The organism is Oceanicola granulosus HTCC2516, from assembly GCF_000153305.1.
Classification (GTDB): domain Bacteria; phylum Pseudomonadota; class Alphaproteobacteria; order Rhodobacterales; family Rhodobacteraceae; genus Oceanicola; species Oceanicola granulosus.
Window position 1 is genome coordinate 45,509 of record NZ_CH724108.1, and the last position, 13,228, is coordinate 58,736.

The window sequence follows — 13,228 nt, forward strand, 5'->3', positions numbered from 1 at the left end:
CCGGTCATTCGAGGAATTCGACGGTGACGCCCTGGCCCGTCAGGTGGGCGAGCTCCAGCGCGTCCCAGTTGGTCATGCGCACGCAGCCGTGGCTCTGGGCGTTGAACAGGCTGGCCGGGTCGGGGGTGCCGTGGAGGCCGTAGGTGGGCTTGGAGAGGTCGATCCAGACGAGGCCGACGGGGCCGTTGGGGCCGGGCGGCAGGGTGAGGGGCTCGTCGTTGTCGCCCTGCTGGAAGTTGGTGTCGGGCAGGTAGCTGTAGGTCGGCTCGACGGCGACGGCGACGACCTCGTGGGTGCCCGAGGGCGAGGGGGTCTGGTCGGAGCCGACGGCGACGGGGTAGTTCACCAGCACCGCGCCGGACCCGTCGTAGGCGACGAGGCGGCTGTTGGGCTTGTCGATCTCGATGCGGGCGACCTCGCCCTCCTGGCGGCCGGCGGGCTGCATGACGGTGATCTCGTCGCCGACGGCGAAGCTGCTGGCGGGGTTCATCGCCTGCAGGAAGTCGACGTCCATGTGGAAGTCCTCGGCGATCTTCTCGGCGGCGCTGGTGTAGCCGAGCCAGTCCATCTCGGCGAGGCGGGCGTAGTCCTCGGGGAGGCTGTCGACGATGTTGGCGTGGTCCTGCTCGGTGATCGTGTAGCTGGCGGTGAGGGCGGGGCCGTCGGACTGCAGCGCCTGCCAGACGTCGGCGTCGAGCGCGCCGTCCTCGGGGAAGCCCTCGCGGCGCTCGAAGGCGCGCAGGGCGCTCTCGGTCATGCCGCCCTTGCGGCCGTCGATGACGCCCGGCGAGATCGCGGCGCGGTCGAGCAGCACCTGCAGCTTGGCCGTCAGCGCCGACTGCCCCTCGGGCAGGCCGTCGCCGTCGAACTCGGCCGTCTCGATGGCCTCGGGGCCGAGCGCCGGCTCCTGCGCGGCGGCGGGCAGGGCGAGGGCGGCGGCGAGGGCGGTGGCGGCGAGGGCGGCGGCGGCGCGCGGATGTGCTGTCATCGGGGATCCTTGGCTGGCATTCACCGAGCCAACCCCGGTCGGCCCGGCGCTGTTCCCTCGCCGGCGCCGCTCAGAAGCCTTCGACGGCCACCTCCGAGTGATCCACCGACGGCGCTCCGTCGAGGCAGGGGCCGATCAGCGCCCGCCACGCCTGGAAGCCGTCGCTGCCGCGGAAGGTCTCGGTGTGGTCCTCGAGGGTCTCCCAGAGCACGATCAGCCGGTAGAGCGACGGCGTCTCGATCACCTTCTCGAGCCGCATCGAGCGGCAGCCCTTCGCGGCGCGGAAGATCTCCACCGCCTGCTCCACGGCCGCGACGAACGCGTCGTCGGTCCCGTCCTTGATCTTCAGCTCCGCCACTTCCCGGATCATGCCCGTCCTCCTGCTGGTCTGCGCGGCGGGTGTGGCACGTCTTGCGGGCGCGGTCTATCTCGGCGACGGAAGGGCGGGGGCAAGCCGTTGAAGCGTAACGCAACCCGCGCCGCCGCCGGGACAGGAGAAGCCATGCCGATCACCGTCAACCGCGTCCGCCACGAGATGCGTTACCGCCGCATCACCGTCACCGCCGCCGAGCGGATCACGCCGAAGATGGCGCGGATCACCTTCGCGTCCGGCGAGCTGGAGGGGTTCGCGTCGCCGGGGTTCGACGACCACGTGCGGCTGTTCTTCCCGCGCCCCGGCGCGGCGCTGCCGGTGCCGGAGGTGGGCGCGCGCGGGCTCGACTGGCCCGACCCGGCGCCCGAGCACCGCGACTACACCCCGCGCTTCTACGATCCCGATACACTGGAGCTGACGGTGGACTTCGTGCTGCACGACCACGGCGTCGCCTCGGACTGGGCGGCGGCGGCGCGGCCGGGCGACGAGATCGGGCTCGCCGGGCCGCGCGGCTCGTTCCTGCTGGAGGGCGAGGCCGACTGGCAGCTGCTGATCGGCGACGCCACGGCGCTGCCGGCGATCGCGCGGCGGCTGGAGGAGCTGCCGGCGGACAGCTGGGCGATGGCGGTGATCGAGGTGGCCAGCGCCGCCGAGGAGCAGCCGCTCGACAGCCGCGCAATCGTCGCCACCACCTGGCTGCACGCCGACGCGGGCGAGGGGCTGGCGGACCACCTCGAGACGCTGGAGCTGCCGAAGGGCGAGGGCTTCGTCTTCTGCGCCGCCGAGGCGGAGGTGGTGGCGCAGGCCCGCGCCCGGCTCGCGGCGCTGGGGCTGCCCGAGAGCCACCTCCGGGCGGCGAATTACTGGCGGCGCGCGCAGCATTGATCCCGGCGGCGAACTGGAAGACGATCCGCCCCGGCCAGCGAGGAGGAGAGCGGGCATGACGGACAACGGCGGAGCCATCGCGCTGCCCGGCCTCGCGGGGCGGCGGGTGGCGATCACGGCGGGCGCGGGCGGCATCGGGCTCGCCATCGCGCGGCTGCTCGCGGCGCAGGGCGCGCGGCTCGCGATCTGCGACGTGGACCCGGACGCGCTCGACACGGCGGCGGCGGAGCTGGGCGCGGAGGTGGCGCTGCTCGCCGACGTGGCCGACGAGCGGCCGGTGGAGGTGTTCTTCCGCGAGACCGCCGCGCGGCTCGGCGGGCTCGACGCGCTGGTCAACAACGCCGGCATCGCGGGGCCGACGGCGGGGGTGGAGGAGATCGACCTCGACAGCTGGCAGCGCTGCCTCGACGTCGGCCTCACCGGCCAGTTCCTCTGCACCCGCGCCGCCGTACCGATGCTGCGGGCCGCCGGGGGCGGCGCGATCGTCAACATGTCCTCCGCCGCCGGCCGCTTCGGCTACGCCTTCCGCACGCCGTACGCGGCCGCCAAGTGGGGCGTGATCGGTTTTACCCAGAGCCTCGCCAAGGAGCTCGGGCCGGACGACATCCGCGTCAACGCGATCCTGCCCGGCATCGTCGAGGGGCCGCGCATCGACGGCGTCATCGCCGCGCGGGCGGCGCAGACGGGTGTGAGCGTCGAGGCGATGCGCGCGGAGTATGTCGGCCGCGTGTCGCTGCGGCGGATGACGCCGCCCGAGGACGTGGCCGCGATGGCGGCGTTCCTGATTTCCGACGCCGGGCGCAACCTGTCCGGCCAGAGCTTCCCCGTCGACGGCAACCTGGAGTCGCTATGAAGTCCCATCCCCCCGTCGCCTGCGTCGGCACCGGCCTCGTCGGCCGCTCGTGGGCCATCGTCTTCGCCCGCGCCGGCCACGAGGTCCGGCTGTGGGACGCACAGGCCGGCACGGCCGAGGCGGCGCGCGACTTCGCCGCCGAGATGCTGCCCGAGCTGGAACGGCTGGGGCTGATCGAGGGCGCGGCGGCGGACGCGCTGGCCCGGATCACGCCGGTGGCGGAGCTGGAGGCGGCGCTCGACGGGGTGGCGCACGTCCAGGAGAGCACGCCCGAGGAGATCGGCCTCAAGCGCGAGGTCTTCGGCCGGCTCGACGCGCTGGCCGGGCCGGACACGGTGCTCGCCTCGTCGTCGTCGGCGCTGCTGCCCTCGGCGATCTCCGAGGGGCTGGCGGGGCGGCATCGCTGCATGGTCAACCACCCGATCAACCCGGCCTACCTCGTCCCCGCCGCCGAGCTGGTGCCCGCGCCGTGGACCGAGCCGGCCCTCGTCGCGCGCACCGCTGACATGCTCCGCGCCGCGGGGATGCGGCCGATGGTGATGAACAAGGAGATCCAGGGCTTCGTGATGAACCGCCTGCAGGGGGCGCTGCTGCACGAGGCGTTCCGGCTGGTGGCCGACGGCTACGCGAGCGCCGAGGACGTCGACATCGGCCTGCGCGAGGGGCTGGCGCTGCGCTGGTCGTTCATCGGGCCGTTCGAGACGATCGACCTCAACGCGCCCGAGGGCGTGCGGCAGTACGTGGAGCGCTACAGCGGCATCTACACCGGCCTGTCGGACCAGCCGCCCGCCGACTGGCAGGGGCCGGTCCTCGACCGGATCGAGGCGGAGCGGCGGGCGGCGTTGCCCGGAGACGAGCTCGCGGCGCGGCAGGCCTGGCGCGACCGGCGGCTGATGGCGCTGGCGGCGCACAAGCGCCGGGCGGCGGACGAGATCGGGGAGTAGGATCATGGGCGACAAGGTCATCATCACGTGCGCCGTCACCGGCGCCATCCACACGCCGAGCATGAGCCCGCACCTGCCCGTCACCCCCGACGAGATCGCCGAGGCGGCCATCGGCGCGGCCGAGGCGGGCGCGGCGATCCTGCACCTGCACGCGCGCGACCCGGCCACCGGGCGGCCCGACCAGTCGGTCGAGGCGTTCGCGCCGTTCCTTCCGCGCATCAAGCAGGCGACGGGGGCGGTGGTGAACATCACGACCGGCGGCTCGCCCTACATGACGGTCGAGGAGCGCGCCAAGCCGGCGGCGACGTGGCAGCCCGAGGTCGCCTCGCTCAACATGGGCTCGATGAATTTCGGGTTCTTCCCCTTGCTGGCGAAGTACAAGGACTTCCAGCACGAGTGGGAGCGCGAGCACCTGGAAGGCTCGCGCGACCTCGTCTTCCGCAACTCGTTCGCCGACATCGAGTACGTGCTCAAGACCTGCGCCGGCCACGGCACGCGCTTCGAGTTCGAGTGCTACGACATCTCCCACCTCTACAACCTCGCCCACTTCGCCGAGCGCGGCCTCGTGGAGCCGCCGTTCTTCGTGCAGTCGGTGTTCGGCCTGCTCGGCGGGATCGGCACGCATCCCGAGGACGTCATGCACATGCGCCGCACCGCCGACAGGCTGTTCGGCGGCGACTACCGCTGGTCGGTGCTCGGCGCAGGCAAGGACCAGTTCCGCATCGCGACGCAGGCGCTGGCGCTGGGCGGCAACATCCGGGTCGGGCTGGAGGACAGCATCTGGATCGCGCGCGGCAAGCTGGCGGAGAGCAACGCCCAGCAGGTCGCCAAGGCGCGCGGGCTGATCGAGGGGCTGGGGCTCGAGGTGGCGACGCCCGACGAGGCGCGGGCGATGCTGGGGCTGAAGGGCGGCGACCGGGTGGCGTTCTAGGTCCAGTGCCACCAGGCCGACTTGGCGGTGCTCTCCGGGTCGAGCAGGTCGCTCTCGGCGAACAGATCGTCCTCGATTTCGGAGAAATCGGGCAGCTCGAACGGCACCAGGGTGCGGCCCTCGCCGCGCAGCCGCTCGATGGTCTCGAGCATCGAGCCGCCGGTGTCGCGCAGGCAGGCCTCGACCTCGGCGTTCTCGACGCCGAGATGCTCGGCGATCAGGTCGTTGCGCAGGCCGACGATCCGCTCGCGCAGCGGCTGGTCGCTCTCGCCGCGCACCTCGATGGTGAGGTCGCACTCGGAATCGAAGCCCATGGAGCGGTTGTTGAGGTTGGACGAGCCGACGCGCAGCAGCCGGTCGTCCATGATGACGACCTTGGCGTGGACGTAGATGTGCGTGCCGTTCTCGGCCTGCGGCGTGTAGAGGCGGAAGCGGTTCCTGTGATCCGCCCGGCGCACCAACTCGAGCAGGCGCACGCGCGCCGTGCCCATGACCTCCTCCTCGAGCCAGCCCTGCGCGGTGAACGGGTTGACGATGACGATCTCGGGCGGGTCGTCCTCGCGCAGCCGCTCGACGATGGCCTCGGCGATCTTGCGGGAGGCGAAGTACTGGCTCTCGATGTAGAGCGTGCGCTCGGTCTGCTCGATGACCTTGAGGTAGAGCGCCTCGATCTCGCGCACCTCGTCGCGCTCGCCGTAGGGGGGCAGGCTGCGGGAAATGCCGACGGACCGGTGCTCGGTGATCGGCTTCAGGCGCTCGGGCCAGATCGGAGGGGCGCTCTCGACCGGCTCGAGCCGGTCGCCCGTGGCCCATTCCCAGCGGTCTCGCGCGAGGTCCCCCAGCGCGCGGGCGGCGGGGCCGGCGACGGCGGTGGTGATGTCGTGCCACGGCCCGTAGTGCCGCCCCGAGGTGGGGCGGCGGCGGCGCGGGTCCTCGTCGGGGTGGTCGCGGGTGTCCCAGCGCTCGGCGGTCATGTCGATGCCGCCGCAGAAGGCGAGCACGTCGTCGATCACCACGATCTTCTGGTGATGGGCGGCGCCGGAGGGGTGGGCGTGGTCGAGCTTCATGTGGATGCGGTTGCTCGTCATCCAGTCGGCAATCACCAGGGGGGTCGAGCCGCGCATCAGCGTCTCGATCAGGCTCAGGTCCCACTTCAGCATGTGGACGTGGAGGTCGGGGTTCTCCTTGACGACCCAGTCGAGGTAGCGGCCGAGCCGGTTCGGGCTGTCGCCGTCCTCGCTGTCGGGCTCGAGCTCGATGCGGGTGTCGAAGTCCCAGCCGATGAACAGCACGCTGCGGGTCGCCTGCTGCACCACCTCGCGGATCACCGAGAAGTAGTCCGCCGCGTCGACGATCACCGCGAGCTTGTCGGCCTGCGCGATGCGCCAGCAGGTGTCCCCGGGCACGAGGATCGGCGTGTCATCGTCGGCCGCGCTCATTCGAAAGGTCTCCGCTCTGGGTGCTCCTGTGCGAACGAGCGACAGGCGGAGGCGTTCCACGCGCGGCGGGGTGCGGCGGAAATAAACGTCAGATGACGTAGAGACCGTGCTCCTCGACCCCGTCGTTGCCGCCGTTGCCGGGGCGGGCGAGGGCGCGCGTCGCCGCGTGGTGGCTGAGGAAGACGCCGCCCGTCAGTTCGTCGAGGAAGTGGCTGCGCTCGAGCCGGTCCATCACCGGGCCCTTCACCTCGCTGAGGTGCAGCCGCAGGTCGGCGTCGCGCAGGCGGGCGTTGATCGCCTCGAGCGACTCGAGCGCCGAGAGGTCGATGTCGTTGACCGCCGGGAACATCAGCACCACGTCGGTGAGCGCCGGGCGCTCGGCGATCAGCTCGGCCAGCCGGTCCTCCAGGAAGTGGGTGTTGGGGAAGTAGAGGCTTTCGTCGACACGCAGCGCCAGCACGTGCGGCTGGGTCTCGACCTCGTGGCGCAGCACGTTGCGGTAGTGCTCGGTGCCGGGCACTCGGCCGACGACGGCCATGTGCGGGCGCGAGGTCTTGTAGAGGTGGATCAGGATCGACACGAGCACGCCGGCCATCACCCCGGCCTCGACGCCGATCAGCAGCGTGAGGGCGATCGTGGTGACGACGGCGCCGAAATCGGCGCGGCTGAAGCTCCAGGCGCGGCGCAGGATCGACAGGTCGACCAGGCTGAGGACGGCGACGATGATCGTCGCGGCGAGGGTGGCCTTGGGCAGGTCGTGGATCAGCGGCGTCAGGAACAGGGCGGCGAGGGCGAGGCCGACGGCGGTGTAGGCCCCGGCGGCGGGCGTCTCGGCGCCGGCGTCGCGGTTGACGACGGAGCGGGCGAAGCCGCCGGTGACGGGAAAGCCGCCGGTGAAGGCGGCGCCGAGGTTGGCGGCACCGAGGCCGATCAGCTCCTGGTCGGGGTCGATGCGCTGGCGCTTCTTGGCGGCGAGGGTGCGGGCGACGGAGATGCTCTCGACGAAGCCGATGATCGAGATCAGCAGCGCCGGGACGAAGAGCTGCGAGATCAGGTCGGGAGAGAAGGAGGGCAGGGTGAGGGGCGGCAGGCTCCGGGGCACGTCGCCGACGATGGCGACGCCGTGTGCGTCGAGGTCGAACAGCACCACCGCCAGGATCGACGCCGCGATGGCGAGGACCGGCCCGGTGCGCGCGCCGATGTCGGCGGCGCGCGGGCCGAGGCCGGCGCGGCGCAGGAGCGGCTTCAGCCCCGAGCGGACCCAGAACAGGAAGGCGATGGAGCCGCCGCCGATGACGAGCGTGGGGAGGTTGATCTCCGGCAGGTTGCGCCACAGGCTCGCAGCGATCTGCGGCAGCGTGTGACCGCCACCCGGGATGCCGAGGACGTGGCGCAGCTGGCTGGCGGCGATCAGGATGCCCGAGGCGGTGATGAAGCCCGCGATGACCGGGTGCGACAGGAAGTTGGCGAAGGCGCCGAGCCTGAACAGCCCGAGCGCCAGCAGCATCAGGCCCGACAGCATCGCCAGCGTCAGCGCCGCCGCCACGTAGCCCGCCGTCCCCTGCGCCGCGATCTCCCCCACCGCCGCCGCCGTCATCAGCGACACCACCGCCACCGGCCCCACCGCGAGCGCGCGGCTGGTGCCGAACAGCGCGTAGAGGATGATCGGCGCGATGGAGGCGTAGATGCCCGCCTCGGGCGGCATGCCAGCCAACAGCGCGTAGGCGAGCGACTGCGGGATCAGCATGATCGTCACGATCACCGCCGCGACGAGGTCGCCCGTGAGCGCGTGCCGGTCGTAGCGACGGCCCCAGTCGAGGACCGGGAAGAAGGAGGAGAGCGGGCGCACGATGGGCCTATTCGAACCGGTTGACCGGAAGCTTCAGGTAGTGGTTGCCGTCGTCCTCGGCCGGCGGCAGGCGCCCGCCGCGCAGGTTGATCTGCAGCGCCGCGAGGATGCGGTCGGGCAGCGGCAGGGTGGCATCGCGCTCCTGGCGGCGCTTGATGTAGGCGTCGCGCTCGGTGCCGTCCTTCACGTGCCTGTTGTGCGCCTTGTGCTCGGCCACGGTCGCCTCCCAGCGGGGCTCGTCGCGGTCGGGGCCGCCGTAATCGTGGCCGACGAAGAGCCGGGTGTCGCCGGGCAGGGCGAGGATGTCCTGGATCGACTCCCAGAGCTCGCCCGTCTTCCCGCCGGGGAAGTCCGATCGCGAGGTGCCGATGTCGGGCTGCATGAGCGTGTCGTGCACGAACGCCGCGTCGCCGCAGCGGTAGGTGATCGAGCCGAGCGTGTGGCCCGGCGACAGCATGACCTCCACGTCGAGCTCGCCGATCCTGAAGGTCTCGCCCTCCTCGAACAGCCGGTCGAAGTCGCGCGCCGGGTCGAACGCGTCGGGCAGGTTGTAGAGGTCGGCCCAGATCTTCGCGATCTCGGGGACCAGCGCGCCGATGGCGTTGGGCGCGCCGGTGCGCGCCTTGAGGTGGGCCGAGGCCATGACGTGGTCGGCGTGGGGGTGGGTGTCGAGCACCCACTCGACCTCCAGGCCGTTGTCGCGCGCCAGGTCGAGCACCTGGTCCATGCTTTCGGTCGAGAAGCGGTAGTTCTTCGGGTCGAAGTTCCACGCCACGTCGATCAGCGCAGCCTTCTTCGTCGCCGGGTCGGCGCAGATGTACTGGATGGAGCCGGTGTCTGGCTCGTAGATGCCCCAGACGTCGGGGCTGCCGGGGCCGGTCGAGGGCGAGTGGCGCACGATGCGGGAGTTCAGAGGATCGCTCATCGGGTGGCTCCTTTCGCGGGAAAGCTGAAGTCGGGTACGTGGCGGGCCGCCCACATGCCGATCAGCATGAAGGGGACGAAGATCAGCGTGCCGCTCGCCGCGATGGGCAGCGCGGTCAACGCGGGGCCGGGGCAGAAGCCGCCGAGGCCCCAGCCGGTGCCGAAGACGACGGCGCCCGACAGCAGCTTGGGGTCGAGGTCGCGCTTGTCGGGGATGCGGAAGCTGGTGTCGAAGAACGGCCGGCTGCGGGTCCGGGTAAGCCAGGCGAAGCCCGGCGCGGTCACGAGGATCGCGCCGCCCATGACGAAGGCGAGGCTCGGATCCCAGCTGCCGAAGAGGTCGAGGAAGTTCAGCACCTTGGCCGGGTCGGCCATGCCCGACACGATCAGCCCGAGGCCGAACAGCAGGCCGGAGAGGAGGGCGAATATCTGTTTCATCGCGAAGCGCCTCAGATCAGGTGGCGGGTGACCAGCACGGTCAGGAACGCGGCCGCCATGAAGGTGGCGGTGGCGACGATGGAGCGGGCGGAGCCGCGCGAGATGCCGCAGACGCCGTGGCCCGAGGTGCAGCCGCTGCCGAGAACGGCGCCGAAGCCGACGAGCAGCCCGGCGACGGCCATCAGGGCGGGATTGGACGGCACCCACTGGGCGGGCCAGTCGCCAGAGGCGAGCCGCCAGAGCGGCGCGGCGAGCAGCAGCCCGAGGATGAACAGCGCCGACACGCCGCGCGCCTCGCCGTCGCTGGCGCGGGCGAAGATGCGCGAGGTCAGGCCACTGATGCCGGCGATGCGCCCGTTGGTCGCCATCAGCAGCACGGCGGACGCGCCGATCATCATGCCGCCGCCGAGCGAGAGCCAGGGGGTGAAGGTGGTGTCCATGTGGTCCTCCGACGATCCGGTGCCGTCAAACTTGTCTTGCGTCGTGAGAAGGGATATATTCATCCGAACGAATATTCAAGGGGTCTAATATGCCCGGACCGGACGATCTGCTCGAAGGCGACATCGGCGCGGCGGCGCGGCTGATGGGCATGCTCGCATCCGAGGCGCGGCTGGAGATCCTGTGCCGGCTGCTCGACGGCGAGCGCTCGGTCAACCAGCTGGCGCAGGCGTGCCGCAAGCCGCAGCCGACCATGAGCCAGCAGCTCAAGCGGCTGAAGGAGGCCAGGCTCGTCGAGGGCCGCCGCGAGGGGCAGACGGTCTACTACTCGGTCAAGGGCGGCGAGGTAGCCGCCGTCCTCGAGACGCTGCACGCGCTCTACTGCGCGCGCTGAACGGCGCGGAAGCGGGCGAGTTCGGCCTCGGTGGCGGGCTGCCCGGCGAACGTCTTCACGTAGGCCGGGATGCGGGCGAGGCGCTCCTCGAGGCTCTCGCGGGTCTGGAGCGCGATGTAGCCGACCTGCACGAGGTAGATGGTGCGCGCCCGCACGTCGGCCTCGGCGGGCTCGAAGCCGTGACGCACGAACATCTCGCGGATCGCCTCGAGCCGGCGGGCATCGGCCTCGGCCACCCGCGCGGCGACCGCGTCGGAGCGGTGCGCCCAGCCGCGCACGGCCATGTCGAAGCGCGGCTCGAAGCGGGTCTCGTCCAGGAACACCGCGATGAGGTTGAGCACCGCCTCGGCGATGGTCGCGCCGTAGGCGGCGCAGCCTTCCAACAGCGCCCCGGTGTTGCGCGCCTCCCAATCCTCGAGCAGCGCATCGAGCAGCGCGGCGCGGTCGGTGAAGAACCAGTAGAAGCTGGTGCGCGACAGCGACAGCCGCGCCGCGAGCGGCTGGATCTTCACCGCCTCGATGCCGTCGGAGAGCAGCGCCGCGCGCGCCGCGTCGAGCCAGAGCTCGCGCGAGCCGCGCCAGCCTTTGGGAGGGGCGGGGGCCGGGTCTGTCATGGCGGCGAGGGTAGGGGCGCCGGCGGGCGGCGGCAACGGGAATGTTCGGTGGTGAACTGCTTCTTGACAGGTATGAACATTCTGTGGATCGCTGGCGTGAGCAAGGGAGGCCCGCCATGTCGAACGACCCGCTTCTTCAGCCCTACCGGCTCAAGCACCTGACGCTGAAGAACCGGCTGATGATCACCAGCCACGAGCCCGCTTACGCCGAGGACGGGATGCCGAAGGAGCGCTACCGCGCCTACCATGTCGAGCGGGCACGGGCCGGGGTGGCGCTGACGATGACGGCGGGCTCGGCCAGCGTCTCGCGCGACAGCCCGCCGGCGTTCAACAACATCCTCGCCTGGCAGGACGAGGTGGTCGGCTGGATGAAGGCGCTGGTCGACGAGTGCCACGACGCGGGCTGTGCGGTGATGATCCAGCTCACCCACCTCGGCCGCCGGACCCGCTGGGACCAGGGCGACTGGCTGCCGGTGCTCGCGCCGGGCCCGCAGCGCGAGCCGGCGCACCGGGCGTTCCCCAAGGTGATGGAGGGGTGGGACATCGCCCGCATCATTTCCGACTACGCCGACGCGGCGGAGCGGATGCAGGCGGCCGGGCTCGACGGGATCGAGCTCGAGGCCTACGGGCACCTGATGGACCAGTTCTGGTCGCCCGGCCTGAACGCGCTCGAGGGCCGCTACGGCGCCGCCAGCCTCGATGACCGGCTGCGCTTCGCCACCGACACGCTCGCGGCGATCCGCGCGCGGGTGGGGCCGGACTTCATCGTCGGCATGCGCTTCGCCGCCGACGAGGCGCGGCCGGGCGGGGTGAGCAAGGCCGAGGGGCTGGAGATCGCGGCGGCGCTGAAGGCGACGGGGATGGTCGACTTCTTCAACATCATCCGCGGCCACATCGAGACCGACGCCGCGCTGACCGACGTGATCCCGGTGCAGGGCATGGCCAGCGCGCCGCATCTCGACTTCGCCGGCGAGGTGCGGGCCGGCACGGCGTTCCCGACCTTCCACGCCGCCAAGATCCAGGACGTCGCCACTGCCCGCCACGCCATCGCCAGCGGCAAGCTCGACATGGTCGGCATGACCCGCGCGCACATGGCCGATCCGCACATCGTCGCGAAGGTCATGCGCGGCGAGGAGGCGCGGATCCGGCCCTGCGTGGGGGCGAACTACTGTCTCGACCGAATCTACCAGGGCGGCATGGCGCTCTGCCTGCACAACCCGGCGACGGGGCGCGAGCTCGAGCAGCCGCACGCGGTGACGCGGGCGGCGGCGCGGCGGCGTGTGGTGGTGGTCGGCGCCGGGCCGGCGGGGCTCGAGGCGGCGCGGGTGGCGGCGGAGCGGGGGCACGAGGTGATCGTCCACGAGGCCGCCGACCGACCCGGCGGGCAGGTGCGGCTGACCGCGCAGACCCCGCGCCGGGCCGAGATGATCCAGCTGATCCAGTGGCGCGTGGAGGAGTGCGAGCGCCTCGGCGTCAGCTTCCGCTACAACAGCTTCGCCGACGCCGCGGACGTCCGCGCCGACGCGCCCGACGTGGTCATCGTCGCGACGGGCGGGCTGCCCGACACCGAGGTGCTCGCCGAGGGCGACGAGCTGGTCGTGTCGGCGTGGGACATCCTCTCGGGCGACGCGCGGCCGGGAAGCGATGTGCTGATCTACGACGACGCGGGCGACTACCCGGCGCTGCAGGCGGCCGAGAGCCTCGCCGCCGCCGGCTCGCGGGTGGAGCTGGTGACGCGCGAGCGGGGGCTGTCGTCGGAGGTGATGGCGATGTCGCTGACGCCGGCGATGCGGGTGCTTCAGCAGCACGACGTGACGGTGACGGTGACGTGGAAGCTCGACGCGGTGCGCCGCGAGGGCAACGGGCTGCGCGCGATCCTCGGCAGCGACTACGGCGACGCGACGCGCGAGCGGCTGGTCGACCAGGTCGTCGTCAACCACGGCACCCGGCCGCTGGACGAGGTCTATTTCGAGCTGCGCGACGGCTCGGTGAACCTCGGCGAGATCGACCACGCCGCGCTGATCGCGGGCGAGCCGCAGGACGTGCGCACGAACCCGGACGGCGCCTACCAGCTGTTCCGCATCGGCGACGCCGTCGCCGCGCGCAACACCCACGCCGCGATCTACGACGCGCTGCGCCTCTGCAAGGCGCTCTGAGT

Annotated in this window: 14 protein-coding genes; 6 read left to right on the forward strand and 8 right to left on the reverse strand. The window is 71.8% G+C overall.

The annotated features are described in order from the left end of the window. Positions 1-4: 4 nt before the first annotated feature. Together OG2516_RS12665 and OG2516_RS12670 are read right to left on the reverse strand one after the other, a co-directional pair. Positions 5-988 carry a L,D-transpeptidase family protein gene (locus OG2516_RS12665; RefSeq protein WP_007256078.1) on the reverse strand — a complete coding sequence of 328 codons (984 nt, stop codon included), beginning with the start codon at positions 986-988 and terminating at the stop codon, positions 5-7. A gap of 70 nt (positions 989-1,058) precedes the next feature. Beyond that, a complete protein-coding gene (locus tag OG2516_RS12670) occupies positions 1,059-1,358 on the reverse strand; it encodes an antibiotic biosynthesis monooxygenase family protein (RefSeq protein WP_007256079.1) in 300 nt (99 codons plus the stop codon). Positions 1,359-1,490: 132 nt separating this feature from the next. Here OG2516_RS12670 and OG2516_RS12675 point away from each other — a divergent pair, with 132 nt between their 5' ends. Genes OG2516_RS12675 through kce form a run of 4 tightly spaced genes read left to right on the forward strand, consistent with a single transcriptional unit; the run spans position 1,491 to position 4,974 of the window. Beyond that, on the forward strand, positions 1,491-2,246 hold the full coding sequence (locus OG2516_RS12675) for a siderophore-interacting protein (RefSeq protein WP_007256080.1): 756 nt from the start codon (positions 1,491-1,493) through the stop codon (positions 2,244-2,246). A 55-nt stretch (positions 2,247-2,301) separates the two neighbouring features. Beyond that, positions 2,302-3,099 (forward strand): SDR family oxidoreductase, encoded by a 798-nt coding sequence (locus OG2516_RS12680; protein WP_007256081.1) that lies wholly within the window; start codon positions 2,302-2,304, stop codon positions 3,097-3,099. Beyond that, complete coding sequence (locus tag OG2516_RS12685) at positions 3,096-4,043, forward strand: 3-hydroxyacyl-CoA dehydrogenase (RefSeq protein WP_007256082.1); 948 nt, start codon at positions 3,096-3,098, stop codon at positions 4,041-4,043. Before OG2516_RS12680 ends, OG2516_RS12685 begins: the two co-directional genes overlap by 4 nt. Positions 4,044-4,047: 4 nt before the next feature. Beyond that, entirely contained in the window at positions 4,048-4,974 is a 927-nt protein-coding gene (gene kce / locus OG2516_RS12690) for a 3,5-dioxohexanoate:acetyl-CoA acetone transferase (RefSeq protein WP_007256083.1), read from the forward strand. On the opposite strand, the gene OG2516_RS12695 is transcribed toward kce, so the two are convergent. The 5 genes from OG2516_RS12695 to OG2516_RS12715 form a co-directional block, all read right to left on the reverse strand. Further along, complete coding sequence (locus OG2516_RS12695) at positions 4,971-6,413, reverse strand: phospholipase D-like domain-containing protein (protein ID WP_007256084.1); 1,443 nt, start codon at positions 6,411-6,413, stop codon at positions 4,971-4,973. The two genes, kce and OG2516_RS12695, sit on opposite strands and share 4 nt — an antisense overlap. Positions 6,414-6,501: 88 nt before the next feature. Continuing rightward, positions 6,502-8,262, reverse strand: a complete 1,761-nt coding sequence (locus OG2516_RS12700; protein WP_007256085.1) for a SulP family inorganic anion transporter — start codon at positions 8,260-8,262, stop codon at positions 6,502-6,504. 7 nt (positions 8,263-8,269) lie between these two features. After that, on the reverse strand, positions 8,270-9,187 hold the full coding sequence (locus OG2516_RS12705; RefSeq protein WP_007256086.1) for an MBL fold metallo-hydrolase: 918 nt from the start codon (positions 9,185-9,187) through the stop codon (positions 8,270-8,272). Beyond that, the gene (locus tag OG2516_RS12710; protein WP_007256087.1) at positions 9,184-9,624 is read right to left on the reverse strand and encodes a YeeE/YedE family protein; all 441 of its coding nucleotides are present in this window, start codon (positions 9,622-9,624) and stop codon (positions 9,184-9,186) included. The genes OG2516_RS12705 and OG2516_RS12710 overlap by 4 nt, the downstream gene beginning before the upstream one ends. Positions 9,625-9,635: 11 nt before the next feature. Then, positions 9,636-10,064 (reverse strand): YeeE/YedE family protein, encoded by a 429-nt coding sequence (locus OG2516_RS12715; RefSeq protein ID WP_007256088.1) that lies wholly within the window; start codon positions 10,062-10,064, stop codon positions 9,636-9,638. 89 nt (positions 10,065-10,153) lie between these two features. Between OG2516_RS12715 and OG2516_RS12720 the strand changes: the two genes are divergently transcribed. Then, positions 10,154-10,456 carry an ArsR/SmtB family transcription factor gene (locus OG2516_RS12720; protein ID WP_007256089.1) on the forward strand — a complete coding sequence of 101 codons (303 nt, stop codon included), beginning with the start codon at positions 10,154-10,156 and terminating at the stop codon, positions 10,454-10,456. On the opposite strand, the gene OG2516_RS12725 is transcribed toward OG2516_RS12720, so the two are convergent. Then, positions 10,441-11,070, reverse strand: coding sequence for a TetR/AcrR family transcriptional regulator (locus OG2516_RS12725; RefSeq protein WP_007256090.1), 630 nt, complete (start codon positions 11,068-11,070; stop codon positions 10,441-10,443). The two genes, OG2516_RS12720 and OG2516_RS12725, sit on opposite strands and share 16 nt — an antisense overlap. A 116-nt stretch (positions 11,071-11,186) precedes the next feature. Here OG2516_RS12725 and OG2516_RS12730 point away from each other — a divergent pair, with 116 nt between their 5' ends. Next, positions 11,187-13,226 carry an NADH:flavin oxidoreductase gene (locus OG2516_RS12730; RefSeq protein ID WP_007256091.1) on the forward strand — a complete coding sequence of 680 codons (2,040 nt, stop codon included), beginning with the start codon at positions 11,187-11,189 and terminating at the stop codon, positions 13,224-13,226. Positions 13,227-13,228: the final 2 nt, after the last annotated feature.